General features: G+C 63.4%; 21 protein-coding genes. 8 read left to right on the top strand and 13 right to left on the bottom strand.

Translation table 11 applies throughout. The annotated features are described in order from the left end of the window. Positions 1 to 190: 190 nt before the first annotated feature. The 8 genes from V5279_RS21725 to V5279_RS21690 all read right to left on the bottom strand — a co-directional run bounded on the left by V5279_RS21725 (position 191) and on the right by V5279_RS21690 (position 12528). Positions 191 to 1690 carry an arylsulfatase gene (locus V5279_RS21725; protein WP_338700841.1) on the bottom strand — a complete coding sequence of 500 codons (1500 nt, stop codon included), beginning with the start codon at positions 1688 to 1690 and terminating at the stop codon, positions 191 to 193. Positions 1691 to 2147: 457 nt separating this feature from the next. Beyond that, positions 2148 to 3173: an HAD family hydrolase gene (locus tag V5279_RS21720; RefSeq protein ID WP_338700839.1), complete on the bottom strand. Its 1026-nt coding sequence runs from the start codon at positions 3171 to 3173 to the stop codon at positions 2148 to 2150. A 199-nt stretch (positions 3174 to 3372) separates the two neighbouring features. Beyond that, positions 3373 to 5049 carry an arylsulfatase gene (locus V5279_RS21715; protein ID WP_414645955.1) on the bottom strand — a complete coding sequence of 559 codons (1677 nt, stop codon included), beginning with the start codon at positions 5047 to 5049 and terminating at the stop codon, positions 3373 to 3375. 127 nt (positions 5050 to 5176) lie between these two features. Further along, entirely contained in the window at positions 5177 to 6103 is a 927-nt protein-coding gene (locus V5279_RS21710; protein WP_338701329.1) for a formylglycine-generating enzyme family protein, read from the bottom strand. A 631-nt stretch (positions 6104 to 6734) separates the two neighbouring features. After that, positions 6735 to 7646 (bottom strand): hydroxymethylglutaryl-CoA lyase, encoded by a 912-nt coding sequence (locus V5279_RS21705; RefSeq protein ID WP_338700837.1) that lies wholly within the window; start codon positions 7644 to 7646, stop codon positions 6735 to 6737. After that, positions 7643 to 9652: an acetyl/propionyl/methylcrotonyl-CoA carboxylase subunit alpha gene (locus V5279_RS21700; RefSeq protein ID WP_338700835.1), complete on the bottom strand. Its 2010-nt coding sequence runs from the start codon at positions 9650 to 9652 to the stop codon at positions 7643 to 7645. The genes V5279_RS21705 and V5279_RS21700 overlap by 4 nt, the downstream gene beginning before the upstream one ends. Positions 9653 to 9666: 14 nt before the next feature. Beyond that, on the bottom strand, positions 9667 to 11271 hold the full coding sequence (locus tag V5279_RS21695; RefSeq protein WP_166295872.1) for a carboxyl transferase domain-containing protein: 1605 nt from the start codon (positions 11269 to 11271) through the stop codon (positions 9667 to 9669). Positions 11272 to 11355: 84 nt separating this feature from the next. Further along, on the bottom strand, positions 11356 to 12528 hold the full coding sequence (locus V5279_RS21690) for an isovaleryl-CoA dehydrogenase (protein ID WP_166205202.1): 1173 nt from the start codon (positions 12526 to 12528) through the stop codon (positions 11356 to 11358). Between the two features lie 192 nt (positions 12529 to 12720). Here V5279_RS21690 and V5279_RS21685 point away from each other — a divergent pair, with 192 nt between their 5' ends. Beyond that, complete coding sequence (locus tag V5279_RS21685; RefSeq protein WP_166295875.1) at positions 12721 to 13374, top strand: TetR/AcrR family transcriptional regulator; 654 nt, start codon at positions 12721 to 12723, stop codon at positions 13372 to 13374. A gap of 2 nt (positions 13375 to 13376) precedes the next feature. Next, entirely contained in the window at positions 13377 to 13871 is a 495-nt protein-coding gene (locus V5279_RS21680; RefSeq protein WP_338701327.1) for an Lrp/AsnC family transcriptional regulator, read from the top strand. 26 nt (positions 13872 to 13897) lie between these two features. Here V5279_RS21680 and V5279_RS21675 read toward each other — a convergent pair whose 3' ends face one another. Next, a complete protein-coding gene (locus tag V5279_RS21675) occupies positions 13898 to 14203 on the bottom strand; it encodes an ETC complex I subunit (protein ID WP_029082714.1) in 306 nt (101 codons plus the stop codon). 243 nt (positions 14204 to 14446) lie between these two features. On the opposite strand from V5279_RS21675, the gene V5279_RS21670 reads away from it, so the two are divergent. Further along, complete coding sequence (locus V5279_RS21670) at positions 14447 to 15613, top strand: OpgC domain-containing protein (RefSeq protein WP_338700830.1); 1167 nt, start codon at positions 14447 to 14449, stop codon at positions 15611 to 15613. 29 nt (positions 15614 to 15642) lie between these two features. On the opposite strand, the gene V5279_RS21665 is transcribed toward V5279_RS21670, so the two are convergent. Continuing rightward, on the bottom strand, positions 15643 to 16533 hold the full coding sequence (locus V5279_RS21665) for a VOC family protein (RefSeq protein WP_338700828.1): 891 nt from the start codon (positions 16531 to 16533) through the stop codon (positions 15643 to 15645). 258 nt (positions 16534 to 16791) lie between these two features. Between V5279_RS21665 and V5279_RS21660 the strand changes: the two genes are divergently transcribed. The 5 genes from V5279_RS21660 (at position 16792) to istB (ending at position 24342) form a co-directional block, all read left to right on the top strand. Then, positions 16792 to 17181, top strand: coding sequence for a hypothetical protein (locus V5279_RS21660; protein WP_338700826.1), 390 nt, complete (start codon positions 16792 to 16794; stop codon positions 17179 to 17181). Between the two features lie 183 nt (positions 17182 to 17364). Next, on the top strand, positions 17365 to 19629 hold the full coding sequence (locus V5279_RS21655; protein WP_338700824.1) for a TOMM precursor leader peptide-binding protein: 2265 nt from the start codon (positions 17365 to 17367) through the stop codon (positions 19627 to 19629). A gap of 12 nt (positions 19630 to 19641) precedes the next feature. Further along, positions 19642 to 21111, top strand: a complete 1470-nt coding sequence (locus V5279_RS21650) for a SagB family peptide dehydrogenase (protein WP_338700822.1) — start codon at positions 19642 to 19644, stop codon at positions 21109 to 21111. A gap of 859 nt (positions 21112 to 21970) precedes the next feature. After that, a complete protein-coding gene (istA, locus tag V5279_RS21645) occupies positions 21971 to 23503 on the top strand; it encodes an IS21 family transposase (protein WP_422389058.1) in 1533 nt (510 codons plus the stop codon). Beyond that, on the top strand, positions 23500 to 24342 hold the full coding sequence (istB, locus tag V5279_RS21640; protein WP_176535476.1) for an IS21-like element helper ATPase IstB: 843 nt from the start codon (positions 23500 to 23502) through the stop codon (positions 24340 to 24342). Before istA ends, istB begins: the two co-directional genes overlap by 4 nt. A 75-nt stretch (positions 24343 to 24417) precedes the next feature. On the opposite strand, the gene V5279_RS21635 is transcribed toward istB, so the two are convergent. The 3 genes from V5279_RS21635 to V5279_RS21625 form a co-directional block, all read right to left on the bottom strand. Further along, the gene (locus tag V5279_RS21635) at positions 24418 to 24807 is read right to left on the bottom strand and encodes a TetR family transcriptional regulator (protein WP_338700820.1); all 390 of its coding nucleotides are present in this window, start codon (positions 24805 to 24807) and stop codon (positions 24418 to 24420) included. Positions 24808 to 24839: 32 nt separating this feature from the next. Beyond that, complete coding sequence (locus V5279_RS21630) at positions 24840 to 25331, bottom strand: DUF302 domain-containing protein (protein WP_338700818.1); 492 nt, start codon at positions 25329 to 25331, stop codon at positions 24840 to 24842. A 67-nt stretch (positions 25332 to 25398) separates the two neighbouring features. Then, positions 25399 to 26853, bottom strand: coding sequence for an amidase family protein (locus V5279_RS21625; protein WP_338700815.1), 1455 nt, complete (start codon positions 26851 to 26853; stop codon positions 25399 to 25401). Positions 26854 to 26893: the final 40 nt, after the last annotated feature.

Genomic DNA, 26893 nt, shown 5'->3' with positions numbered 1-26893 from the left:
GAGCGCGGCAATCGCGGCTTGGTTAGGCCGCGAACCCATAAATCTGCCGGCGGACGGCTTGTCAAAGTCCGCTATGCACCGATAGCGACCAAATTCTGCAGGGCAGCTAAACGACGCGATGGGCCACATCCAGACATTCCAATAGGCCCGATTGGTCCACCAAGAGACTTGAATAAAGTGTTCGGAAATCTCAGAACCGCGTCAAGTTCGCGGCCGGCGGGTTCGGATGCTTCACGAGACTCGCCTTATATTCTTCTACCGCCTTCAATACCGGCCCGATCACCCACTCGTACTTTGCTCCGATGTTGTACTCCTCGCGCGGGTCCGACTCGATATTGAAGATCTTGGGGTAGCCGTTCATCGGCGCCGCACTACCGCCGACTCCCGCCAAGAGGTTCGCGCCGCCCCACCCGCTGCGGCCAGGCGCAACGTCGGCGAAATACGCGCGGAACTGCTTCCAGCGCACTGCCACGAGATCGGGACCAACGAAGGTCAGCAGAGTGTCCCGCCGTCCGCCATCGTTCGTGCCGAGCAGGAAGTCGGTCTGGTCGACGCCGTCGATTGGGCGCTCGTTCGGCACCTTGCCTCCCGCGAGGCGAGCGAATGTCGGGAAGAAATCCATGATCGAGAACATCGTGTACGATGAACGCGGCCTGATGTGGCCGGGCCAGCGGATTATCGCAGCAGTGCGGATGGAGCCCTCGCTTACATCACCCAGCTCGCCGCGATGAGGTCCCGGCGATCCCATGTCCGGCATGCCGCCGCCGAACTCGCGCACTACCGAGCCTTGCGGACCGTTGTCGGAGGCGAAGACGACGATCGTGTTATCGTCGAGGCCGACGTCCCTCAAGGCGTCGAGCATCCTTCCGACGATAGCATCTCCCTCCATCAAGGAGTCACCGAACTGGCCTATGCGCGATTGGCCTTCAAAGCGCTTTGACGGCAAATTAGGGTAGTGCGTGCGGGATATCGGGAGATAGAGGAAGAATGGTTTGCCCAATGCTTTTTGCCGCCTCATGAAGTCGATGCCTCGCTCCACCAGCTCCCAGTCGATCTCGCGTCGTACCTCCTCGGTGTAGGGCTTTACCTCCTTCAGCGTTTCGCTCCGTTTGGCCTCAACGATCTGGGGCCCTTTGTCCAGCGGGATATCGGTCGTCTTGGTCTGACGGCCCTGCGGAATTGCGAGGAACGCGTCCCAGCTAACGCCGGGCGGGATGCCATAGTATTCGTCGAAACCCTTGTTTTGCGGCTGAGCCGAGGGCGCGCTTCCGAGATGCCATTTACCGAACAACGCCGTCGCATAACCGGCATCGCGCAACATCTCAGCCATCGTGATTTCTGTCGCCGGAAGCGAACCCGTAGTGCTTCCCTCCACCGCGACTAGCGATAAGCCCGAGCGAATGGAATAGCGCCCTGTCATAAAGGCGGCTCGGGAGGGCGTGCATCCCGGTTCAACGAGGAACTGTGTTAGCCGCAGTCCTTCAGCGGCGAGTTCATCAATGCGCGGTGTCGGCGCCCCGCGCAGCTCGCCGCCGCCGTAAACACCGAGGTCGCCGTAACCGAGGTTGTCCGCAAGGATGAAGAGGATGTTGGGCCTCGGCTGCTGGGCCAGCGCCACCGCGCCCGGCAATGCCGCAACGCATGATCCCAGCATCAAGGCGCCAAGCATTCGTCGCGAACATTGGAGCATGGTCCACCTCCCGCAGCGAAACCGCAGTGCGACCCGCGGACTGAAATCGCGCCTCACCGCCACGCGCACGCTAGGGTGTTGGCCAACCTAGTCCCAAACCTGTGAGGGGCGGTATTGCCCCTTAGGGCAACCACCGTGGTTAGCCTGCCGCTCTGATGTCGGTTCGGGTCATTCGCGACCAGGTCGAGCCAACAGCAAGCCCGGCCAAGTCCGCTGTGCCGCCGAAAGCGGAAGCAAAGGCGGCCCGCGTGCTGGACTTTGAGCCAATCATGTTGAAGCTTGGCCTTTTAAACAACCGGATCGATACACCCTGCGATCAGGCTATAAGCCGCCTTAAAAATCCTACCGGGATCGGCTGGGATCATATGCTCCGACTGGAATATCGCCCGCCGGATGCCGGGCATTGGGGTTGGCTGTGCGCCGCATCCGCGCGGCCACGAACGTCGCGATTCCGCCGCTATTCAAACGGGAATATCCTTTTCCAGTCCTTCTTCATGTCGACCACGGTCCACCTGTTTACCGCCGCCGCGTCGAGCGCTACGTCGAGCTTACCGAAATGCGACTGGCGGTCGTAGGCATATTCGCGTTCCACGTCGGTATGGTGGACGATCAGGCCGAACCGCGCGCCGTTGACGCCGAGCGTCGCCCATTGCAGCATTTCAAGGTCGCCATCGGAGTTGCCGAAGGCGGCGATCGGACGCCGGCCAATGTGGCTATTGATCCCGATCGGCTTGCCGGATTTGTCGTCGATGAAATCGATCTCGGGCAAACGAAACAGAACCGGCGTGCTGTCGCGCATTTCATAGCGGGTCTTGATTGACGATCCGACGACCTGCTCAGGAGGCACTCCATAAATCGTCTCGGTCCATGGCCGCATGAACTCGACGCCGCCACCTGACACGATGAAGGTTTTGAAGCCGTTGGCGCGGAGATAAGCGAGCAATTCGAGCATGGGCTGATAAACGAGTTCGGTGTAGGGGCGTTTGAAGCGATCATCACGCGCGGTCGCAAGCCAATCTATGACGATCTTCTCGAACTCCGCTGTCGTCATACCGGCGTGAGTCACCGCCACCAGCTCGGCCACGCCCTTTTCGCCGAAAGCTGCGAGCGCCTTCAAGTCGCCGTTCAGGACTGCCGCGAAGGGCTGTTTGTCCTTCCATTCCGGATGCATGGGCGCAAGAACCTTCACGCGATCCAGCGCAAACGCGAGCTGCACATACATCGGCTGCTCGATCCAAAGCGTCCCGTCATTGTCGAAGGTCCCGATGCGCTGATCGGACGGTACGAAATAGGGTCCACCATTCTCTGTGACCCGTTCGACGAAATCGACGATCGATGCTTTCGTCGGACCCTCATTCCAAGATGGCAGAGGACCGGTTTGCGTTTGGGCCATGGCGGACGTGGAACGCAGAGCGGCAGATAAAAACGGAAGCATCGCCAGAGACGAGAGCAGTGCGCGACGGTCAAGGCGTGGAAATCGCATGATCGGTTTCCATGATCCGTTTCATTGTCGGTCCGATTCGATGGCCCGCACTGGTCAACATTGAGGGCAAGTGCGAGGCTGGTGTATCGCTGCTGTTCGTCGCACGCTTGCCGATATGCAGCTCCGTGAGCAGTTGGGTTCTGAGCGCAGTAGATTGGCGAGCGCCGAAAGTGACGCCCGCCAATTTAGTATCGAGCGACTAGTCGCTGCGACCGGCAATTTTGGCCTGCTTGACCTGTTGCAGCACCTGGTCGAGGTTGTAGCTCGCCGGGTCCTGCAGCGGCGGGTACGGAATATAGCTCTCAAGCTCCTTCAGCCAGAGCGCTTGCCCGATCGGCAGCATGTTCCAATCATAGACGTAGGCGGTAGATGGGGAGCCGATTACGCCGCCCACGCCCATGAGCGTCTTGTATTGTGAACCGATCGAAGTCTCGAACGGGTCTCGCTTGATGTTGACAACTTGGGCCCAGTGATAAGGAAGCGCTCCGGCTATAAAGCCCGTCGGGTTGTCGGACACCATCGTGAAGTAGATCTTCCAGTTCTTGTAGCGGACCGCTGACGGGTCCTTGCCCGAATAGTAGAAGAAGGTATCGCGCGCCGACTTTTCCGAACGCCCCGAAAGATATTCAACCTGATCGACGCCATCGAGCGTCGTCTTGACGATGCCGGGATAACTTCCGGCCTCGATCTGTTTCTTCAGCGCGTCTCCTTTTGCGCCGCCCGCGATATTGACAAACGTAGGTAGCCAGTCGAGCGAAGCGAAGATGTCGTTCTTGATGGTGCCGGGCTTGATGACCCCCGGCCAGCGAATGAGCGCCGGAGCGCGCATGCCGCCTTCCCAGGTGCTCAGCTTGCCGCCCTTGAACGGAGTGGTGCCGCCGTCCGGAAAGGTGATGGTCTCGGCGCCGTTATCGGTCGTGAACACGATGATCGTGTTGTCGAGCTGGCCCATGTCCTGGAGCTTCTTCATGACAACGCCGATGTTGTCATCCAACTGCTTCATGCCGGCCTCGTTGAGGCCCCAGTCCTTGCCGCCTGCCTCGCCGATCATGCCTGCGTATTTGTCATTTAGCACGGTCGTGATGTGCATGCGGGCCGGGTTATACCAGGCGAAGAACGGCTTGTTGGTCTTCTTGGGGTCGTTGCGATCGAGAAAGTCAACGACCTTGGCCGAGATTTCCTCATCGACGCCCTTCGATCGCTCCAGTGTCAGCGGACCCTGGTCCTCGCATGTCATGTTTTTGGCGGTACCGTCAGAGGACTTGCACGCCAGCACGGGCCGCGGCGGCGTCAGGCAAACCGACGTTTTCGGATCAACTGCGCCCGGTACTTCCGCAAGACCCGGGATCGGCGTGTTCTTGCATGGCGGGGCAACCGTCTGCTGGGTTGGCGTCTTGTTGATGTCCGGGAAGCTCACGCCCTGCATGGCGTCGAGGTGATACAGGTAGCCCCAGAATTCCTGGAAGCCGTGCGCGGTCGGCAGCGCGTCGGTATGATCGCCGAGATGGTTCTTGCCGAACTCGCCGGTGTTGTAGCCGAGATCGAGCAGGAACTTGGCAAGCGCCGGCGTCCCGGGCCGCAGATAGGACGGGCTGCCGGGAAGCTGCGGAGGAATCATGCCCGTGCGCAGCGGATGCATGCCGGTGAAGAAGGCGTTGCGACCGGCGGTGCAGCTCTGCTCTGCGTAGTAATGTGTGAATATCGCGCCTTCATTGCCGATGCGATCGATGTTGGGCGTCTCGCCGACCATCAACCCGCGATGGTAGATGCTTGGCTGGTAGAGGCCGATGTCGTCACCCATGATGAATAGGATATTGGGTTTCTGTGGCGGCTGCTGCGCCGCCGCCGGCGCGCTGACCAGTGCGGACAGTGGCATCAACATCGATGCGCCTAACAGGGCGGCGCAGGATCGCTTGAGACAACCGGACGCCTTGCTTGGCGGCGTTGCGGCAGAAGGCGGCTTGTCATTGAATATAGAATCCAACATGGCGTCGCTTTCCTTTTTATGATGGGTCAGTGGCTCCTCGACTGATGCATCGAAAGCCAAGATGACTCGTGGAGGTATCGACCGGCTCTGCGTGTCGCGCCGCCGGCCGGTAGCGTCGGCAGTAATTCGGCGCGCACAAATGCGAGCCGCCTTTGATGACCTTCCGTGGAATCTTCACGTTGGTTGTTCGGGGGTCATGGCTGTCGGCCTCGCGCCCGCCGCGCGGGTTCTCCGGGATGCAGCAGGCCTTAGGCGCGTCGGCTTCGTGCCTGGGGGAATACCAGTCGGTTGTCCATTCCCAGACGTTGCCGATCATGTCGTAAAGGCCGTAGCCGTTCGGCGGGAATGCGGTGACCGGCGAGGTGCGTTCGAAACCGTCGGCATTGGTGTTTTGGTGCGGAAAATCACCCTGCCAGGTGTTGGCCATGTGACGGCCGTGCGGCATGAATTCGTCGCCCCACGCATACTCGGCGTCGTCGAGCCCGCCGCGTGCCGCAAACTCCCATTCCGCTTCGGTCGGCAAATCCTTGCCAACCCATTGCGCGTAGGCAAGCGCGTCGTTGAAGGCCACGTGCACGACGGGATGATGGTCGAGCGCATGGATGTTGCTATTCGGTCCGTAGGGATGGCGCCAGTCAGCCCCCTTGGCGAAGGTCCACCACTGGCTGAAGTCGCGTAGGCTGACCGGACGCCCCGGCGGCAAGAACATCAGTGAGCCCGCATAGACCATATGCGGTAGGATCCCGGGATAGTCTCTCGGGTCGGGCGCAATCTCGGCCACAGTAACGTGACCTGTCGCCTTGACGAACTTTCTGAACTGTTTGTTTGTGACGGGATGGCGATCCATCCAGAAGCCGTCGACAGTCACCCGATGTGCCGGCGCCTCCTCTGGATAATGTTTGTCCGATCCCATGCGGAATGTCCCGCCGGGTATACAGATCATCTTGTCGATATCTGACGGATCATCGCAAATGGCGATATCGCGCGTTCGCTTGGGCTTCGCTGTCAAGGCGTCACCTCCGGGCCGACGTGTTACACGCTAAGTGGCAAAACCCTCGTGCGTGGACCGTGGTCGAATATCCGTATCTCCATGGTTAGCCGCCTTGAACCCAAATCAGGTGACACTCACTCGATCAAGGCGACCTTGATCTAGATCAATGCGACTGCCCTCTGCCGATTGCGGTCTCGACCTAGTTTCCCTCTCGTTCCGATCACTGCAAAGATGTGGCAGCCAAAGGGGCTGCGGCGTCCGCTCAGATGATTTTCGACGGTTTCAGCAGGGATAGTCGTTTGGTTGATGTCCGGTTCTGCCCCTAAGCGCACGAACGAAGACCGCCCAGGAGCGTTGCGTTCGGCCAGACCCCCGTGATTCAAACTCCCAAACTGGGTTCGAATCATCCGCTACGAACTCGCCGATTATGAATGGGTTGCCATCAAGCCGATCATGCCCAGACACGAGTCACCGGCCACATCCGTACGGCCGAAAGCGCGCGCGTCGTCAATTCGATCATGTCAATCAATATGTGCGGAGACACAATGGGTATCGCTTCGCTCCACCCATCCGCAATCTTAGCTCACCCATTCAGCCGCTTTCGCTTCGCGTTGAGCGCTGAGGCAACGCGGCTCACCGGTGGACGGCCGAGCAATTTTGCCACCTCGTTCGTCGTGGCCAGCAGCCTGTCCATGTCGATGCCGGTTTTCACGCCCATGCCCTCGAGCATGTAGACGACATCTTCCGTCGCCACGTTGCCGGTGGCGCCGGGGGCGTAGGGGCAGCCGCCGAGGCCGCCGGCGGCGGCATCGATGACGCGGACGCCCTCCTCCATGCCGGCATAGAGATTGGCCAGCGCCTGGCCGTAGGTGTCGTGGAAGTGCATCGCAAGATTGCGGACCGGAAGCTCGGCGCCGACCGCACGCAGCATCTCCCTGGCCTTGAGCGGCGTGCCGACGCCGATGGTGTCGCCGAGCGAGATTTCGTAGCAGCCGAGATCCCACAGGGTCACGGCGAGGTCGGCGACCGCCTTCGGCTTGATCTCGCCGTCGAACGGACAGCCGAGCACGCAGGAGATATAGCCGCGCACCTTGACGCCGTCGTCTTTGGCGCGCGCCAGCACCGGCTTGAAGCGCTCGATCGACTCCGCGACCGAGCAGTTGATGTTGGCGCGCGAAAAGCCTTCGGAGGCTGCGGCGAACACCGAGACCACCTTCGCGCCGGCCGCGCGCGCGGCGTCATAGCCCTTCTCGTTCGGCACCAGCACGTGGAATTCGGCACCCTTGATGTGGCTGACGCCACGCAGCACCTGGTCGGAGCCGGCCATCTGCGGGATCGCCTTGGGCGACACGAAGGCGCCGACCTCGACGGTGCCGAGCCCTGCCGCCACCAGCGCCTCGACGAAGGCGATGCGGGCCTCGACGCTGACCGGCGTCTTCTCGTTCTGCAGGCCGTCGCGCGGCCCCATCTCGACGATATGGACCTGATCGCTCATGGCGCGCCCGCAGCCTCCACTTCGGCCAGCTCAACGCCCTCGCCGACGATATCGCCGACCTTGCATTTGAGCTTCTTCAGCACGCCGGCATAGGGCGCACGCAGGGTCTGCTCCATCTTCATCACTTCCAGGGTGAGGATCGGCGCGCCCTTCTCCAAGGTCGCGCCCTCCTCGGCCAGCAGCGCGACCACGGTGCCCGGCAAGGGGGCCACGATCTTGTCCTCGCCGGCCTGCTCCTCGCTCTCGCCGCCGAACGGGTCGACCCAATGCAGGTCGAAGCGGCCGTTGCGGGTGCGCAAGTAAAGCTCGTGGCCCTCGACGACCGCTGCGACGCGCGACCTGAGGCCATCAAGCGTCAGGTCGAAGCCATCCTCGCCGGATGACGAGATCGCGAAGCCGAGCTCGTGCCCGCCGACTGACAGCGTCATCGGTCCGTGGCCATAGTGCAGCGTAATCATATGCGGCGGCTCGTGGCCCTGCCGGAACGAAAACACCCGCTGGCGGCGGCCGACCGGCATCCAGCCGAAAGCCTGCCAAGGCGAGTTCGCCTCGCTTCGCGCCGCCTTCTGCTCAGCGTTGACGATCGCAGCCACCGCCGCGCAAAGCTCGAACTCACCAGCCCCGCCGGTGCCGGCCGTCAGGTTCTTCAGCTCGCGCTCGATGAACCCGGTATCGATCGCATTGGCCCGCGTGTCCTTATGTGTCACCAGCGCCGACAGGAACGGGATGTTGGTGACGATGCCGCGGACATCGGTCTGTTGCAGCCCGCGATTGAGCTTCTCGATCGCGCCCTCGCGCGTCGGCGCCCAGGCGATCACCTTGGCGAGCATTGCGTCGTAATAGGGCGAGACATTGTCGCCGCTGCGATAGCCGGCGTCGATGCGCAGGCCGTCGCCCTCCGGCGGCGTCCGCCAGGTTTTGATGCGGCCGACCGAGGGCATGAAGTTCTTCTGCGGATTTTCCGCGTAGACGCGCGCCTCGATCGCATGCCCGTTCAGCGTGATCTGGTCCTGCTTCAGCGGCAGCGCCTCGCCGAAGGCGACGCGCAGCTGCCATTCGACCAGGTCAACGCCGGTGATCAGCTCGGTGACGGGATGCTCGACCTGCAGGCGCGTGTTCATCTCGATGAAGAACACGTCCTTGCCGTCGGAGACGAACTCGATGGTGCCGGCGCCGACATAGTTCACCGCGCCGGCCGCCTTGCGCGCGGCCTCGCAGACCGTGTCGCGCTGCGCGGCGTTCAGGGTCGGCGACGGCGCCTCCTCGATCACCTTCTGGTGGCGGCGTTGCAGCGTGCATTCGCGCTCCCACAGCGAGAGCAGATTGCCATGGCTGTCGCCGATGATCTGCACCTCGATATGGCGCGGCTTCTGCACGTATTTCTCGATTAGCATGCGGTCGTCGCCGAACGCCGCCTTGGCCTCGCGCTTGGCGCTCGTGATCGCGGCTGACAGCTCGCCCGCCGAATTGACCACGCGCATGCCGCGGCCGCCGCCGCCTGCCGAGGCCTTGACCAGCAGCGGGAAGCCGATCCGGTTGGCGGCCTCGGCCAGGGTCGCCTCGTCCTGGGCCTCGCCGTGATAGCCCGGCACCAGCGGCACGCCGGCCTTCTCCATCAGCGCCTTCGAGCCGGATTTCGAGCCCATCGCCGTCATCATCTGGGCGGTCGGGCCGACGAACACCAAACCTGCCTCGAGACAGGCCTGCGCGAACTCGGCATTTTCAGACAGGAAGCCGTAGCCGGGATGCACCGCCTCGGCGCCGGTCTGCCTGGCCGCCGCGATGACGTGCTCGATGTTGAGATAGCTGTCGCGCGCCCGCGCGGGCCCGAGCAGCACGGCCTCGTCGGCGAGTGCGACATGCATCGCGTCGCGGTCGGCCTCCGAATAGACCGCGACGGTGCGCAGCCCCATGGCGCGCGCCGAGCGGATGACGCGACAGGCGATCTCGCCGCGGTTGGCGATCAGAAGCGTACGGAAACGCCGGTAGAGTTTTGAGCGGTCCATGGTCAGTTCCTGGGTCACATCCTGAACAGGCCGAATTTCGTGGGCTCGATCGGCGCATTGGCGGCGGCCGACAATCCGAGCCCGAGCACGAGGCGCGTATCGGCCGGATCGATCACGCCGTCGTCCCAGAGCCGCGCGGTGGCGTAATAGGGATTGCCCTGGCTCTCATACTGGGCGCGGATGGGGGCGCGGAACTTGTCCTCCTCCTCCGCCGACCAGCTCTCGCCCTTGGCCTCGATATTGTCGCGGCGCACCTGGCTGAGCACCATCGAGGCCTGCTCGCCGCCCATCACCGAGATGCGGGCGTTCGGCCACAGCCAGAGGAAGCGCGGGCTGTAGGCGCGGCCGCACATGCCGTAATTGCCGGCGCCGTAGGAGCCGCCGATCACGACGGTGAATTTCGGCACGCCGGCGGTCGCAACCGCGGTCACCAGCTTGGCGCCGTCGCGCGCGATGCCGCCGGCCTCGTACTTCTTGCCGACCATGAAGCCGGTGATGTTCTGCAGGAACACCAGGGGAATGCCGCGCTGGCAGCACAGCTCGATGAAATGCGCGCCCTTCAGCGAACTCTCGCTGAACAGGATGCCGTTGTTGGCGATGATGCCGACCGGATAGCCCCAGATATGGGCGAAGCCGCAGATCAGCGTGGTGCCGTACAGCTTCTTGAATTCGTCGAATTCGGAGCCGTCGACGATCCGCGCGATGATGTCGTGCACGTCGAACGGCTTGCGGCCGTCGGCGGAGACGACGCCGTAGATCTCCTCGGCCGGAAACAGCGGCTCCTGGACGGTCCGCATATTGAGCGGCGCCTTCGCCGGCTGCTTCAGCGTGCCGACGATGCGCCGCGCGATACCGATCGCGTGGGCGTCGTTCTGCGCATAATGATCTGTTACCCCCGACTGTCGCGAATGGACATCGGCGCCGCCGAGCTCTTCCGCGGTGACGACCTCGCCGGTCGCAGCCTTCACCAGCGGCGGACCGCCGAGAAAGATGGTGCCCTGGTTGCGCACGATGATGCTCTCGTCCGACATCGCCGGCACATAGGCGCCACCGGCGGTGCAGGAGCCCATCACGATCGCGATCTGCGGGATGCCCTGCGACGACATCTGCGCCTGGTTGTAGAAGATGCGGCCGAAATGCCGCTCATCGGGAAATATCTCGTCCTGCAGCGGCAGGAAGGCGCCGCCGGAATCCACCATGTAGACGCAGGGCAGATTGTTCTGCCGCGCGATGTCCTGGGCGCGCAGATGCTTCTTCACCGTCATCGGGTAATAGGTGCCGCCCTTGATGGTGGCGTCGTTGGCGACGATGATGCATTCGCGCCCGGAGATGCGCCCGACGCCGGTGATGACGCTCGCCGAATGCACGTCACCGCCGTACAGCCCGTTGGCGGCGAGCGGCGACAGCTCGAGGAACGCGGTGCCGGGATCGACCAGGAGATCGACGCGATCGCGCGCCAGCATCTTGCCGCGCGAGGTGTGGCGCTTGCGCGAGGTCTCGCCGCCGCCGTGGGCCACCTTGCCGAGCTTGTCGCGCAGTTCCGCGACCAGGCTGCGCATCACATCGGCGTTGCGGGCGAATTCAGAAGATGCGGGATCGATCGTCGAATGAAGCGGCATCTGTGTTGCACGTTCGTTGGAGGAGCCGTCGGGATTTTTTGAAGGCAGGCCGCCGCGCCGGGAGCGCGGCAGCAGGTGCGAAGCTCAGGCCGTCTTGGCGTACAACTCGCGGCCGATCAGCATGCGGCGGATCTCGCTGGTGCCGGCGCCGATCTCGTAGAGCTTGGCGTCACGCAGCAGCCGGCCGGTGGGATATTCATTGATGTAGCCGTTGCCGCCGAGCAGCTGGATCGCATCCAGCGCGCATTGAGTGGCCTTCTCCGCGGCGTAAAGGATGGCGCCGGCGGCATCCTCGCGCGTGGTCTCGCCGCGGTCGCATGCCTTGGCAACAGCGTACACATAGGCGCGCGAAGCGTTCATCGTGGTGTACATGTCGGCGATCTTGCCCTGCACCAGCTGGAACGAGCCGATCGGCTCGCCGAACTGCTGGCGCTCGTGGACGTAGGGCAGCACCACGTCCATGCAGGCCTGCATGATGCCGATCGGACCGGCCGCCAGCACCGCGCGCTCATAGTCGAGGCCTGACATCAGGACGTTGACGCCGCGGCCGACCTCGCTCAGCACGTTCTCCTCCGGCACCTCGCAGTCCTCAAACACCAGCTCGCAGGTGTCGGAGCCGCGCATGCCGAGCTTGTCGAGCTTCTGCGCGGTGGAAAACCCCTTCATGCCCTTTTCGATGATGAAGGCGGTGATGCCGCGCGGGCCAGCGCTCGCATCGGTCTTGGCATAGACCACCAGCGTCTCGGCGTGCGGACCGTTGGTGATCCACATCTTGTTGCCGTTGAGCACGAAGCGGTCGCCCTTCTTCTCGGCGCGGGTCTTCATCGAGACCACGTCGGAGCCGGCGCCGGGCTCCGACATCGCCAGCGACCCGACATGCTCGCCCGAGATCAGCTTCGGCAGGTATTTGCGCTTCTGCGCCTCGTTGCCGTTGCGGCGGATTTGGTTGACGCAGAGATTGGAATGCGCGCCGTAGGCCAGTCCGATCGAGGCGGATGCCCGCGAGATCTCCTCCACCGCGATGCAGTGCTCGAGATAGCCGAGGCCACTGCCGCCATACTCCTCCTCGACCGTGATGCCGTGCAGGCCGAGCGCGCCGATCTTGGGCCAGAGGTCGCGCGGAAAGCTGTTGGAGCGATCGATCTCGGCGGCGCGCGGCGCGATCTCGTTGCTGGAGAAATCGTGCACCGTCTCGCGGATCGCATCCGCGGTCTCGCCAAGGTCGAAATTGAACACTGCCGCCCGGTTTGAGGCCATGATCCCTCCCGTGAGATTCATCTTGCAATTAAACGATCATACGTTTTTTTCTTGGCTTCGCAAGCAACCGTGCTATGGTTTGCGCATGAAATCGGCAGCGCATTGAATCTGCTGGGATTTCATGCAATAAACATACGGTCGTTCGCTTGTTTCCTCCGCTTCCAGCAAGCCAACACCCATCCGAGGCCCGCGATGGCACGCACGATCGGCTCACATGGCCCCACGACGCTGGAGGCGATCCGCAAGGCCGGCGTGCGCCTGATCTTCGAGCGCGGCTACGAGGCAATGAGCCTGCGCCAGCTCGCCGCCGAGGTCGGCATCCAGGCCGGCTCTCTCTACAATCATATCTCAACCAAGCAGGAGCTGCTGTTCGATCTGGTGCAGGATCATATCAATGATTTGCTGCGCGAGCTCGATCTGGCGCTGGAGGGCAAGGCCGATCCGGTCGAGAAGCTGCGCGCCTTCGTGGCCTTCCATGTCAGCTACCACATGACCCGCAAGCGCGAGGTGTTCATCGCCAATTCCGAGCTGCGCAGCCTCGAGCCGAAGAACTATGACGCGGTGGTGGCGCTGCGCGGCGCCTATGAGCAGCGGCTGGCGCAGATCCTCGCCGACGGCGTGGCCGAGGGTGTGTTCGAGGTGGTCGACATCCAGGTCGGGACCTTCGCGATCATCGCGATGCTGACCGGGCTCTGCACCTGGTACCGCCCCGGCGGCCGCCTGACCCGGGACGCCATCATCGCAGCGCATGAGAAGCTGGTGCTGTCGGGCGTCGCACCGCAGGTCGCGATCGCCCAGCTCCGTGCCGGCAGCAAGAGCCCGCGGACCGCGGTGGCGGGTTCGTGACTGTGACAGAACGCCCACAGCTCGATGACATCGACTTGCGGATCCTGTCCGAGTTGCAGCGGGACGGCCGGATCAGGATCAACGAGCTGGCCGAGCGGGTCGGCATCACCGCCCCGCCCTGCCTGCGCCGGGTCCGCGCCCTGCGCACCCGCGGCGTGGTCCAGGCGATCCGCGCCACGCTCGACGAACGGCTGCTCGGCTATGAGGTGACGACCTTCGTCCTGATCCAGCTCGACAGCCAGACCCTGACTGCGATCGAGGCGTTCGAGGCCGCGGTGGCGGCCGTGCCGCGCTTCCTGCAATGCTGGCGGATCTCGGGCGACGCCGATTTTGTGCTGAGATGCGTCGCCCCCAGCGTCGACGACATGCGCCAGCAGCTGCTGCAATTTGCCGGCCTGCCGAACCTGCGTAAAATTAGAAGCTTTCCGGTGCTCGGCGTCTCCAAAGACGCGCCACTGCCGATCCCGGGCGTCCTCGCCGCTCCTACGGCGACCTGATCGGTCGGGACCTCAGTGCGTCCAACCTAGTGCGTCCAAGGCTCCCAGCGGCGGAACGCAAAATTGTCGGCATAGGCAATCTGGCGGTGCGCCGAATCCTTCGGCTCGATCACCTGGTAGGCGATGCCCTTGCGCTCGCAATAGGCTGTCGCCTCCTCCTTGGTCTCGAAATGCAGCGTGAGCTGCTGCTTCATGTCGGTGGACGAGGTCCAGCCCATCAACGGCTCCACGGTGCGCGGCTGCTCCGGCTCGAAATCCAGTTGCCACTCTTTGGTCTTGGCACGTCCCGATTGCATCGCGTTTTTGGCGGGCTTAAAAATGCGTGCGGTCATGGATGGTCGGCCCCGTGGGATGTGCGACATGGAAGCGATTTGAAGGAGACCGCCGGGATAGTATAGAGACACCAATCAACGATCTGATCGGTGATTCCTCGATCTCGGAGGTAGCCTTCGCCGGACCGGTATAGTCATTCTGCCGCGCTGTGACAATCTGGCCCCGGGAGGCTTCCCTTAGAAGTCCCTTGGGCCGGCGGCGCGGTGTTCTCGACAACATCACATCGAGGAAGCGGCGCTCCCATGGAAATCCACGCCACCCTGCCCGAAAAAGGACGTGACCTCCGGCTCGACCTGTTCCGCGGGGTCGCGAACTGGTACATCTATCTGGATCACATCCCCGACAACGTCGTGAACTGGATCACGACGCGGAATTACGGCTTCAGCGACGCCGCGGATCTGTTCGTCTTCATCTCCGGCTATACCGCATCCTTCGTCTATGCCCGCATGATGCTGGAGCGCGGCTTCATCGTCGGCGCGACAAGGCTGACCAAGCGGGTCTGGCAGCTCTATGTCGCCCACATCATCCTGTTCGTGATCTACATCGCCTCGATCAGCTATCTGGCGCTGCGCTTCGGCGATTCCGAGATCATCAACGAGTTCAACGTCGCGGGGCTCGTCGACAACGCCACCGAGACGCTGCGGCAGGGTCTGTTCCTGAAATTCAAGCCGGTCAATCTCGACGTGCTGCCGCTCTATATCGTGCTGATGGGCCTGTTCCCGCCGGTGCTGTGGTTCATGCTGCGGCAGCCGAACTGGACCATGGCGGCCTCGATCATCCTGTGGCTGGTATCGCGCCAGATGGGCTGGAACCTGCCGGCCTACCCGGCCGGGACCTGGTACTTCAATCCGTTCGCCTGGCAGGTGCTGTTCGTGTTCGGCTCGTGGTGCGCGATGGGTGGCGCACGGCAGAACATGCACATCATCAACTCGCCCTATACGCTGTGGTTCTGCATCGCCTACATGATCTTCGCCCTGGTCATGACGATGGCCGGCCGCTTCCCGGACTTCGGCGCGATGTTCCCGCATTGGCTCTATGCGACCTTCAACCCGAACGACAAGACCAACCTCGCGCCCTATCGCTTCCTGCACTTCGTGGTGATCACGGTGCTGGTGATCCGCTTCATCCCGAAGGACTGGGCGGCGCTGGAGTGGAAGGTGTTCGATCCCCTGATCGTCTGCGGCCAGCAGTCGCTCGCGGTGTTCTGCGTCGGCGTGTTCCTGTCCTTTGTCGGACATTTCGAGCTCTCGATGAGCTCGGGCTCGCTGTTCGCGCAGATCTTCGTCAGCATCTCCGGCATCGCGATCATGACGATCGTGGCCTATTACATCTCGTGGTCGAAGCGGCAGGACAAGCCGGTCAAGCCGCCAGCGCCGAAACCCGCCGCACCGGCCGCCAAGGCAAGCTAAGGCGGGCTAAGGCAGGCAGACGATCCGCCTCATTTTCCGGGCCGCCGCCCTTTGCCGCCCGGTTGGCCGCTGCGCCACCTGCCCTTCGAGCTGAACTCATCCCAGGTGGTGCTCCAGCGATATTCGGCCGCCGGCGCCTTCGCGATGCCGTCGGGGCTGCGCGCTCCCTCCAGGGCAAACGTGGCGCCCTGCGGATCAAGGCAGCGGACGATCCAGCTCCCGTTCGGCAGCTCCAGCGGCCCTTCATAGACGCGTCCGCCACCGGCCTTGACCCGCACGATGGCGGCGTCGACGTCGTCGACGTTGAAATAGTAGAGCCAGAACGCAATCGGCTCGAGCGGACGCTTGTTGAAGATTCCGCCGACGGTCTGCCCACCGGCCGAGAACAACTGATAGGTCTCGGCCGGGGCGTTGCCGCCATCAGCCTGCCGCCAGCCGAACACCTCGCTGTAGAAACCAAAGGCCTTGCGCCAGTCGGCCGCCAACAGTTCATGCCAGCCGACGCACCCAACGGCATCGAGGCCTTCGGCCGCAGGACGCGCGATGCTTGATCCGCTCAGCAATCCGAACGTCGCCCGCTGCGGATCAGCGACGATCGAGACGCGGCCGATATTGGTGCCGGTCGGCGGCACGTAGACGGCGCCGCCGCGTTCCTGCATGCGGCGGACGGCGAGGTCGACGTCGCCGACACCGACATAGCCGATCCATCGCGGGGTCGCGCCCTGGCGTCTGCCCTCCTCCGGCAATTCCATCAGGCCGCTGCGGGGAAATTCGCCCGACATGAACAATCTGTAAGAAAGCGCGGGAGTGGACACATCCTTCGTCACCCAGCCGAGGACGCTGCCGTAGAAGGCACTCGCACCATCCACGTCCGTGGTCAGCAGCTCGTACCAGGCGAAGCTCGCGCCATCATCCGGCATGCCTATTCCTCGCTTCGGCGGCCGCGTGATCGCAATGCAGCATAGAGATTCTCGAAGTGTTAACGATTGCGGCTGCGCGAGAGCGCCGGCCAATAATCGTGTTCATCAAGATGAACCTCGGAACGAAGATGAACGACAACACTTGATACACGCTAGCACCTCGCGAGTGTGTGTGCGCAGCGCGTCTTGCATGCAGCTGCGACGGATTGTACAACTACGCGAGAGTTGAATTCCACGTCAGGAATGGAGGATGCGAGTATGCCACGAGTGAAGCAAGCCCCCAAGAGCAAGCGCGTGACCAGCAAGCGTGTGACCAAGGCCGCTGTGCCCGCTCTGGGTGCAGCCGGATTGACCTTCTCACTGGTGGGCAGTGCGTCGGCGGCCGCCGTGCCGGCAGCAGACGCGCCGCAGATCCAGAAGTACACCCCGACGCAAGCCATCACACTCGGCGAAGAAGAAATCGCCGACGTCAGCCTGGCGACATTCCACCTGTTCGACAAGGAGACTGCCGGTGCCGGCGTCCAGGTGGCGTGGCGCGGATGCGGCGGTTGCCGTGGCTGTCGCGCTTGCCGTGGCTGCCGCTGCGGTGGCTGTGGTGGTTGCGGCGGTGGCTGCTGTCTGTCGTGGGGCGCCTGCCGTCTCTGCTGATCCAGACAGCGTCGCGTTGACATCTATCGATCGTTATGGCCGGGTCCGACACACGTCGACCCGGCCAAACTATGTTGTCCCCGTGTCGTTGCTACGTTCGCTTCGGGCAACGGCGCGGAGGCGTTGAGGCCGGCGCCTCGCCCGATTCCATCATCGCCCCACAAGTTGCACAGGAACGATTCTTTGCCAGGAAAATCCCGCCAGCGCGCCAACAAGGACGTTCTGCAGTTCGCACCAAATTTCACGGCCTATGTGCTGCCTCCGGATGTCGTCTGCCTCTATTCCGAAGACCGAAAGTTCTTTCTTCATGGCGAGCTCTATTGTGCACTTGCATCCGCTATCGGCACCAAGGGATGCAGCGCCGCCAAGCTCGCCGACGAGCTCGCGCGAAAATTTCCGCCTGAGGCGATCAATGAAGCCGTCAAGCGACTGCTCGACCGCCGCTATGTGATCTCGAAGCCGTCAGGTCACGTACCAGCTCACGCCAACACGGTTGCCGGGCTTTGGGCGAGCCTGGGCCTTCCCGACACGGCCGCCGAACAAAACCTTCACAACTGCCGCGTGCGACTTGAGACGATCGACGTCAAGGGCGCCGCCGAATTGAGCAAGGCGCTGCAGGAGCTCGGCGTCCGCGTCGTCAAGACATCGGCCGACCTCACGGTCACACTGGTGAACGACTATCTCGACCGGCGGCTTGCCGAGCGCAACCTGCAGCGCGTATCCGACGGATCACCCTGGCTGATGGTGCAGCCTTCCGGCGTATTTCCCCTGGTCGGCCCTGTGTTCAATCCGGGCGAGACCGCGTGCTGGACCTGCCTGTTCGATCGGATGATCCGCAACCGCGAGGTCAAGGGCTTCCTTGATCGCGGCGCGGCGCGGCCGGTCGCGGTTTCTCCACTCGCGCAGTACCCGGTTGGGCAGAGCGCCATTCAGCTGGCTGCCGTTGAAATCGCCAAGGCGATCGCCAGCGGCTTCCGCACCGATCTGCGCAATCACATCGTCAGTCTCGACCTCTTGGGCTCGACCATCGCCAGGCACTACGTGGCAGCCCGCCCGCAATGTCCGACCTGCGGAAGCAAGAAATTGCAGAACCCGCGACGCGCACCGGAGCCGATTGAATTGGGGCCCGGCGCCAAGCTTGTCATGACCAGCGGCGGCTATCGTACGGTGACGTCAGGCGCCACGGTGGCGCGCTTCAGGAAGCATGTCAGCCCCCTCACCGGCGTGGTGACACGGCTGGAGCGGATCGAGGTCGACCTGCCGATGAACACCAATTTCTACGCGCAGCATAATTTCTCCGCACCGGCGCAGAATGTGGACCAGCTTCGCGCAGGGCTGAGCGGCGGCAGTTTCGGCAAGGGCAGCACGGCCGAGCAAGGCGAAGCCAGCGCGCTGATGGAAGCAATCGAGCGGTATTCGGGAATTTTCCAGGGCGACGAGATCCGGGCGCGCAAGCGCTTCACCGACTTTCCGTCGGGCGATGCCATCCGCCCCAACGACATCCTGCTGTTCAGCGACGAACAGTACCGCGGCAGGGCTGAGCCGAACCACCACGACTCGCACCACACCCAACCGGCCCCGGAGCCGTTTGATCCGTCAACCCGGATCGAATGGACGCCGGTCTGGTCGTTGCGCGACAAGCGGTTCAGGCATATTCCAACCAGCCTGCTGTATTTCTTCTACGAGGGTCCCGCCCCCTTCGCTGCCGATTCCAACGGCTGCGCGGCCGGCAATACTCGCGAGGAAGCCATCGTGCAGGGCTTCCTCGAACTGATGGAGCGCGATGCCTACGCGATCTGGTGGTACAACCGGTCGCAACGCGCCGCGGTCGATCTGAACCAGTTCGACGATTCCTACGTCCGTGATCTGAAGACCCAACTCGAGGAATCGGGCCGCCGGCTCTGGGTGCTGGATATCACCAGCGATCTCCGCGTCCCGACCTATGTCGCGATCGTGCACTGGATGCAGAACGGTCGGGAGAACATCGAGTTCGGTTCGGGCGCTCACTTTGATCCGCGCATTGCGCTACTGCGGTCGTTGACCGAGTTGAATCAGTTCCTCTCGATCGGCCTGATGGGCGGCGGCAGCGGCGAGAAGCCGAGCCTCGATGGCGTCAATCCGCTGCGGCTCGACGAACATCCGTTCCTGATTCCAAGCGCCAATCCCGTGATCCCGCCGACTGCCGCGGCAGACGTGCCGCTCGACAACACCCGTGCACAAGTCGATGCCTGCGTCGACATCGCGGCGCGCGCAGGTCTCGACTTCCTCGTTCTCGACCAGACACGGCCCGATGTCGAGGTTCCGGTGGTCCGGGTCATCGTTCCCGGGATGCGCCATTTCTATCGCCGCTTCGCGCCGGGACGGCTCTATGATGTGCCCGTCAAGCTCGGATTGCGCGATCGACCATCGCTGGAAAGCGAGCTGACGCCATTCCTCCCGCACACCTGAGGTGATGCCGGCGTGCGCGCGACCAGAAAAAACAACGAGAAGAAGAAATCGCCACGCGCCGCGCCGCCGGCCCTCTTCGTTCGGCTCAACCCGCTTGTCGCGCTCGAAGCGCAACCTGACGGGAGCATAGCGGCTCACGTCGAAGGCTATTCGGAGCCTTTGGGGACATTCAGCACGGCCGCAGCGGAACGCGCCCGGAAGCTGGGCGCAGGCCTGCCGCTGCCTTCCTCCGAGAGCGGCGATGCGGTCACGCGAGAGGTCGAGCGGCTGATGCGGCAATTGGCACGCCGCGGCCTGCTGGAATATCGCCTGGCGCGTGCAGCCGACGCCAGCGATCTCGTTGTGGTCGAGCCGCAGACCCCTGATTACTGGCCGCGCACGCCGAAGCTCGACGATGCGGCAACCGTCGTGCTGTCACGCTTCGCCTATCTGCGGCGGCGCGGCACCGAGATGGTTCTGGAATCGCCACGGGCCGGCGCGCTGTTGCGCATCTGCGATGAGCGGATTGCGGCCCTGCTGACCATCCTTGCCACGCCGCAGAAGATCAGCCGCATCCGGCGCCTGGATGGCTATCCGGGCCCTGCACTGCTCTCCCTGCTGCTGGACTGCCAAATCCTGATCAAGGTCGACACGGCAAAACCCGATACGCTGCGGCAAGCGGAGGGCGATGACAGCCTCGTGCTCTGGGATTTTCACGATCTGCTGTTCCATGCCCGCAGCACGGAGGGCCGGCAGGCCAGTCCGCTGGGCGGCCTCTATCCGCACACCGGCCTGATTGCGCCGCTGCCCGCGATCCGGCCTGCCTGGCCCGGCAACACCATCAAGCTGCCGGACTCCGACCGGATCGCATCGCCACTCGACCAACTGCTGCATGACAGGCATTCGACGCGCGAGTTCGACGATCAGAAGCCGATCACGCTGGCTGAACTTTCGATGTTCCTGAACAGCGTCGCGCGGGTCCGGGCGAAATGGAGCAGCCCGCTTGAGTTTGCCGACGACGGTCCCGACATCGAATACACCAGCAGGCCGTACCCCGCAGCAGGCAGCGCCTACGAGCTCGAGCTCTATCTGGCCGTCGCGAATTGCGCTGGCCTCACGCCAGGTTTCTATCACTACGACGCCGATGCACACGCGCTGGCCGCCATCGACGTCCGCCCGCAGCATGTCGAGGCCATGATGCAAAGCGCGGGATTTGCGATGGACGCGCCGTCTCCGCCGCAGATCCTGATCACGATCGCCGCGCGCTTCGGCCGGATCTCCTGGAAGTACAGCGCCATCGCTTATGCGCTGATCCTGAAGGATGTCGGCGTCCTGACCCAGACGCTATATCTGGTGGCGACCGATCTCGGCCTCGGCGGCTGCGTGATCGGCACCGCCAATATCGATCTGTTCGCGAAGATGACCGGCCTCGACTTTCACGTCGAGGGACCGGTCGGCCAGTTCGCCCTGGGGCGCGGTATGGAATCGCCCCCTGCCGGATAGCCCTCGATCAGCGCTGCAACAAGCCAGAGCCTTTTTCGTTCCGATCGATCGGAACGGGACTCTGGATTCTTGTTTTGACGCGCTTCTTCACGCGAACCGGTCGCCACTTCGCTCGAAAACGCTCTAAGGCGTGTACTCATAAATCCGGTACGCGCGTGCTGGACTGGCGAGGTGCCCGTTGCCCTCAAAAGCAGACATCGACGATGCTTGGGTGAATGTCCGCCAAGGGGTCACACTCGGAAGTCGGAACGCACAACCGTGAAGTCCGCTTCACCCCCGACACCGGACTTTCGATAGCCAGTGCGGCATGTCCGATAAGGGCCAAAAGGAGACATGGCTCGCGGTCAGACTAGTGATTAGTCCGGAGTGTCGGCCCGGTCCGGTGGCGTGGAAAATCCTTCCGCACTCTCCGTCCTTTCCTGATCAGCAAGATCAAACTTTCGCCAAGCGCAATGCGGCCTCAACCCCGCCTTCCAGGATTTGCTCCGCCTGCACAGTGTCGGGTACGGCCCGCGCGAACTGCAGGGTGCCCACCATGAGGCCGAAGATGGCGGTCGCGCGGCGGCGACTCGCTGCAGGATCGGCATCCGGAATTAGTGCGGCCAGCGACGAAACGTAGCTTCGTAGCGCCTTCTCGTAGTTCCGCCGAGTGGACAAGGGCTGGCGTGCGCGGCGGCGATCAGGGTGAGACTCCAGCGACAATCAAGGTGAGACTGCGCCGATGGGGACGGACCGAAGGGAGGGCGCAGCCCGACCGGAGGACCGTCCCCATCGGCGTCGCGCGTTTTTGGACCCGTCTGGCGGCCGGGTGCGGCTGGTGCAAGCTGTTGGTTCGTCTCGACAAGAGGGAATCGATGCCTTGCCTGGCCTCCACATCACCGACCACCAGATGAGGCTGTACATGACGTACCGACTGACACTGTCCCCCGAGGCCGCCGCGGCCAAGGCGGGGTTCTCGAAGGCAAGCGCGTATCGAATCGAGGGCGATTGTCGCCCGCCATCGCAGAAGAAGACGCCGAGGGGCCGGCGCCGGTCCGATCCGCTCGGGCAGTATTGGGACGCCGAGATCGTTCCGATCCTGAAGGCTGCGCCCGGCATCCGCGTGATCGGCGTGCTGGACGAGCTGCGCCGACGGCATCATGACTTGAACCCGAACATCCGCCGCACGCTGGAGCGGCGCATCAACGCCTGGCGGGCGCTCAACGGCCCCGAACAGGACGTGATCTTCCGCCAGCAGCACGAGCCCGGCCGCCTGGGTCTGTCCGACTTCACCGACGTGAGCGCGCTCGGTATTACCATCGCGGGTGAGCCGCTCGATCACCGGCTCTATCACTTCCGGTTGGCGTTCTCCGGCTTCGAGCATGTCCATGTCGTGCTCGGCGGCGAAAGCTTCGTCGCCCTGGCGGAGGGCTTGCAGAACGCGCTGTGGGCGCTTGGCGGCGTGCCGCGGGAGCATCGCAGCGACAGCCTGTCGGCAGCATTCCGCAATCTGGCCGCCGACGCACGGGGGGATCTGACGCAGCGCTACGCCGGGCTGATGGGCCACTATGGCATGGCGCCAACGCGCAACAATGCGGGCATCGCACATGAGAACGGCTCGATCGAGAGCGCGCACGGCCATCTCAAGCGGGCACTGGAAGATGCGCTGTTGCTGCGGGGGACGCGCGAGTTCGCCAGTCTCGATGCGTACCGGGCTTTTGTCGACGAGATTGTCGGCCGGCGCAACGCCAACCTCGCCAAGCCGATCGCGCTCGAGAAGGAGGCCTTGGCGCCGCTGCCAAAAGGCCGCACGACCGACTTCGAGGAGAAAGTGATCCCGGTGACGTCGTCAGGCGGCTTCATCCTGCGGCGCGTATTCTACACCGTGCCTTCAAGATTGATCGGCCATCGCCTGCGTGTGCGCATCTTCGACGACCGGCTCGAATGCTTCCTTGGCGTCACGCCGGTCGTGACGCTGCGGCGCGGTCGGCCTGTGTCCGAGAGCCAGGGCGGTCATGTTGTGGATTACCGGCACGTCATCCATGCCCTGCGGCGCAAGCCGATGGCGCTCCTCAATCTCGTTTATCGCGACCAACTCTTCCCGCGTGCAGCTTACAAACGTCTGTTCGAGACCTTGCGGGAGCATGGTGATGACCGGCGCGCCTGCAAGGTGACGGTCGAGCTTCTGGCGCTGGCTCACGAGCGCGCCTGCGAAGCAGAACTCGCCGAGGTGATCGCGATGGATCTGGACGCCGGACAGTTACCCGATCTTGCCGCGCTGCGCGACCGCTTCCGACCCGAGGCGGCCTCGATCCCGCGTGTCGCCGTCAAGCTGGCGCCGCTCGACGTCTACGATGAACTCGCCTCCGTCAGCGTCATGTCGGGCCGCTCGAACCTGGGAGAGGCAGCATGACCGGTATCGCTACCTCCGTCGATGCTGCCCGTGTCGAGCTGCTTCTCAATGAGCTCCGCCTGCCGGGCGTCAAGGCGATCTGGCCGAAGCTCGCCGCACAGTCGGACAAGGAAGGGTGGCCTGCCGCCCGCTTCCTCGCCGCCCTTGCCGAGCACGAGGCGGCCGATCGCACCCGCCGTCGGATCGAGCGACACATGGTGGAAGCGCGTTTGCCCGCCGGCAAGACGCTCGCCACCTTCGACTTCGAAAGCGTGCCGATGCTATCAAAGGCACAGGCGATGGCGCTCGCCGCTGGCGACGCCTGGTTGAAGGCCGGCGCCAATTTGCTCTTGTTCGGTCCACCGGGCGGCGGCAAGACCCATCTCGGCACGGCGATCGGCCTGGCTCTCGTCGAGAACGGTTGGCGCGTTCTCTTCGCGCGCACCACTGATCTGGTGCAACGGCTGCAGGTCGCGCGGCGCGAGCTGGCGCTGGAGTCCGCGATCGCCAAACTCGATCGCTATGACCTCCTGATCCTCGACGACATCACATATGTGAGCAAGGATCAGGCGGAAACCAGTGTGCTGTTCGAGTTGATCGCCGCCCGCTACGAACGACGCTCGCTGCTGATCACGGCCAATCAGCCATTTGGCGAATGGGGGCGTATCTTCCCGGACCAGGCAATGACGTTGGCTGCCATCGATCGTTTGGTCCACCACGCCACGATCCTCGAGATGAACGTCGAAAGTTACCGTCGAAAAGTTGCCCTCGATCGCAAGCGCGGTCCAGGCCGGCCACCTGTTCACACGACCCCCAACGAACTCGACAAGACTGTGATTGACGCTGGCAGCGCCGCTTGATTGTCGCGCAGCGTCAATCAACGCTTGCCAAGTAGGCGGCCAGCGTCAATTATCTCCTGACTCGGCCGCCTCGTCTCATCTTGATTGACGCGCCGCTCTCATCCTGATTGTCGCGCTATACTGGCGGGCGATCTCCGGGAGCAACGCCGCCGAAGGACACCCGCCGGCCGGGTCTTGGAGATGTGCGCGGTTCAGGTATCTGCGGATAGCGCTTTCAAGGTTCAGGCCCCTCCCCTGATCATCATCGAGCCGATCTTGCTGGTCTCCGAGCGCGCTCTCCAGCGCCTCGCGAACGAGTGCGTCTTTGGACTCGAAGTGCGGAGAGAATGCGCCTTTGGTCAGACCGGCCTCGCCCATGATCCCGGCAATCCCAGCGGCGGAGATACCGTCTCGGCGTATGCACTTCGACGCCACGTCGATGATGTGCCGTCGCGTCGCTGCCTTGTGTCCTTTCTCGAAACGCATCTTCTCTCCACTCCATCAATGACCCGCAGCCGTTAAGCTGCAGCCGCTTCCAACAGGGTCTGGAGGTCGCGATCAAGTTGCTGGGCAACTGCATCCACATGATCGCTGCCAAACTGACCGAAAAGGGATGCTGGTCGATCATATTCGAACGCGACACCGCCATCGTCATCCTCGCGCAGCAGGACGCGAATGGGCGCATACAGCCCCGCCGACAGTTGATGCCGGGTCATCTTGGATGCGGTGAGCGGATTTCCGATATCAAACTGGATGGAGCGGCGCGTCAGGCCGGCAATTGCCAGAAGTGCCCCATGGTCACGCTGACCGAAAATGGTGAGCGGCGGACATGCCTCCAGCTCTCGAAGGGCGCGCTCGCTTTCCCCGTATCTCAAGAGAGTGAAGATCCCGTCATCGATGCGGGGTGCTAAGGCCGCGAGCTTGGCTCGAACGTCCTCGAAGGGCTTTGTTGAGCGGATGGTGACGTGCTCGACCGGAATGGCGCGCGTTGAGTGCAGTGCATTGGCCATCTGTTGATCCTCTAGACGTTTGTCGTTGTTTGCAGTGGGTCCTTCGCCGCGCGAAGCGGCCACGACGTTAGATCGCACTGGGATTGGCACCCAAGATGCCTTCGACAACGCGGGCAAGGTCTAGAAGCCGCCGGTCGCTTCCCAAGGGGGCGTCCAGCTCGAGACCGATCGGCAGCCCCGCGCGCGACAGGCCAACAGGAAGGCTGATACCCGGCAGTCCCACGCTGCTTGCCGACACGGTATGGTTCGCCAAAGCGAGGTAGCTGACGTTCTGCCCCGCGATATGGACGGTCGCCTGCTCCTCGATCGAAGGCGCCGTGCAGGGCGTGGTCGGTTGCAGAATAGCCAGCGCCCCATGAGAGACGAACGCCGTGTGGAGCCGGCGCTGAATTTCCGGCCGGCTCACGTTGAGCGCCGTCTGATAGGCCCCTGCCGAGGTAGCACCCGCGCCGCCTGGCAGTACGATGTGCCCCCACGCCTGCCGAAGTTGGGGCTTGAGGCCCTCGTAAAGGGCCTCGAACGTGGTCGGAATCTCATGGCGGCGAAGAAATTCCGAGATGGTGCCCATCGTCTCATGAGCGAAGATGCCCCATGTCGCGGTTTGGACGAGGGAATTGAAGTCGTCGCCAAGGTCTACTTCAACGACCTCGGCGCCGGCGTCCTGCAGTCGCCGGACCACCGCGCGGAATCGGGTCTCGACTTCCGCGTCAACCAGATCCAGGAACTGTCGCGGCGCGAAGGCCAGCCGGGTTCCCTTCAGGCCGTAGCCGCCGCCGGAGGGTCCCGCAGCCTGTTCACCAGTCACGACCTGATCCACCAAGATGCAGTCCTCAACGCTTCGGGCAAATACGCCCGTCGTGTCGAGTGTATGGGAGATCGGAGCAACGCCGTTGCGCGGCCAACGCCCGGTCGTTGGCTTGAAGCCCACGACTCCACAGAACGATGCGGGTACCCGGATTGACCCGACGGTGTCACCGCCCAGGGACGCGGGAACGAGCCCAGCAGCCACGGATGCGGCGGAGCCGCTTGAGGAGCCGCCCGACATGCGATCCCGTGCGTGCGGATTTTTCACCTGACCGTAACGTGCGTTGTGACCGGTCAGGCCGTAAGACATCTCGACGAGGTTGTTCTTGCCGAAAATCAACGCGCCCGCCCCCTTGATGGCCCGGACAACGTCGGCATCTTCGCGCGGAACAAAATGAGCCAGACCTTCGATGCCCAGGCTAGTAGGTAGCCCTTTCGTCAAATAACTGTCCTTCACCCCGAGCGGCACGCCAAGGAGCGGGGCCGCCGATGCGGCCGCACGCGACTTGTCTGCGGCCCTCGCGGCCGCCAGCACCCCCGCCTCGTCGAGGGTGATGAAGGCATTTAGTTCGGCAAGCGCTCGGGCGCGCTGCAAGAGCGCCGCGGTGTAGGCTTCCGAGGTAATGTCGCCGTTGCGAACCGCTGCTGCAGCGGCTGCGAGCCCAAGCGAGCTGGCATCTGTGGTTTGTTGCGATGAGGCAGTGGCCGTGTCGTCCATGAAATCCTCGCTAGGAGCTGTTTGCATCCGGCCGCCGCCC

This window comes from Bradyrhizobium sp. 26S5, assembly GCF_036923295.1.
In the GTDB taxonomy this organism is placed as follows: domain Bacteria; phylum Pseudomonadota; class Alphaproteobacteria; order Rhizobiales; family Xanthobacteraceae; genus Bradyrhizobium; species Bradyrhizobium septentrionale.
This window is presented reverse-complemented; position numbering and strand designations above follow the sequence as displayed.

What these genes read in the sequence shown, in the direction of transcription:
- V5279_RS21720 (WP_338700839.1), bottom strand. Translation starts at nt 3,173, where the DNA reads ATGCGATTTCCACGCCTTGACCGTCGCGCACTGCTCTCGTCTCTGGCG.
- V5279_RS21665 (WP_338700828.1), bottom strand. Translation starts at nt 16,533, where the DNA reads ATGCCGGATGATGGCGCGAGCTTCGCCTGGTACGAGCTGCTGACCACG.
- V5279_RS21625 (WP_338700815.1), bottom strand. Translation starts at nt 26,853, where the DNA reads ATGGACGACACGGCCACTGCCTCATCGCAACAAACCACAGATGCCAGC.
- V5279_RS21675 (WP_029082714.1), bottom strand. Translation starts at nt 14,203, where the DNA reads ATGACCGCACGCATTTTTAAGCCCGCCAAAAACGCGATGCAATCGGGA.
- V5279_RS21630 (WP_338700818.1), bottom strand. Translation starts at nt 25,331, where the DNA reads ATGGCCAATGCACTGCACTCAACGCGCGCCATTCCGGTCGAGCACGTC.
- V5279_RS21690 (WP_166205202.1), bottom strand. Translation starts at nt 12,528, where the DNA reads ATGGCCTCAAACCGGGCGGCAGTGTTCAATTTCGACCTTGGCGAGACC.
- V5279_RS21695 (WP_166295872.1), bottom strand. Translation starts at nt 11,271, where the DNA reads ATGCCGCTTCATTCGACGATCGATCCCGCATCTTCTGAATTCGCCCGC.
- V5279_RS21660 (WP_338700826.1), top strand. Translation starts at nt 16,792, where the DNA reads ATGCCACGAGTGAAGCAAGCCCCCAAGAGCAAGCGCGTGACCAGCAAG.
- V5279_RS21700 (WP_338700835.1), bottom strand. Translation starts at nt 9,652, where the DNA reads ATGGACCGCTCAAAACTCTACCGGCGTTTCCGTACGCTTCTGATCGCC.
- V5279_RS21725 (WP_338700841.1), bottom strand. Translation starts at nt 1,690, where the DNA reads ATGCTCCAATGTTCGCGACGAATGCTTGGCGCCTTGATGCTGGGATCA.
- V5279_RS21685 (WP_166295875.1), top strand. Translation starts at nt 12,721, where the DNA reads ATGGCACGCACGATCGGCTCACATGGCCCCACGACGCTGGAGGCGATC.
- V5279_RS21710 (WP_338701329.1), bottom strand. Translation starts at nt 6,103, where the DNA reads ATGATCTGTATACCCGGCGGGACATTCCGCATGGGATCGGACAAACAT.
- V5279_RS21705 (WP_338700837.1), bottom strand. Translation starts at nt 7,646, where the DNA reads ATGAGCGATCAGGTCCATATCGTCGAGATGGGGCCGCGCGACGGCCTG.
- V5279_RS21670 (WP_338700830.1), top strand. Translation starts at nt 14,447, where the DNA reads ATGGAAATCCACGCCACCCTGCCCGAAAAAGGACGTGACCTCCGGCTC.
- V5279_RS21635 (WP_338700820.1), bottom strand. Translation starts at nt 24,807, where the DNA reads ATGCGTTTCGAGAAAGGACACAAGGCAGCGACGCGACGGCACATCATC.
- V5279_RS21715 (WP_414645955.1), bottom strand. Translation starts at nt 5,049, where the DNA reads ATGCCACTGTCCGCACTGGTCAGCGCGCCGGCGGCGGCGCAGCAGCCG.
- istB (WP_176535476.1), top strand. Translation starts at nt 23,500, where the DNA reads ATGACCGGTATCGCTACCTCCGTCGATGCTGCCCGTGTCGAGCTGCTT.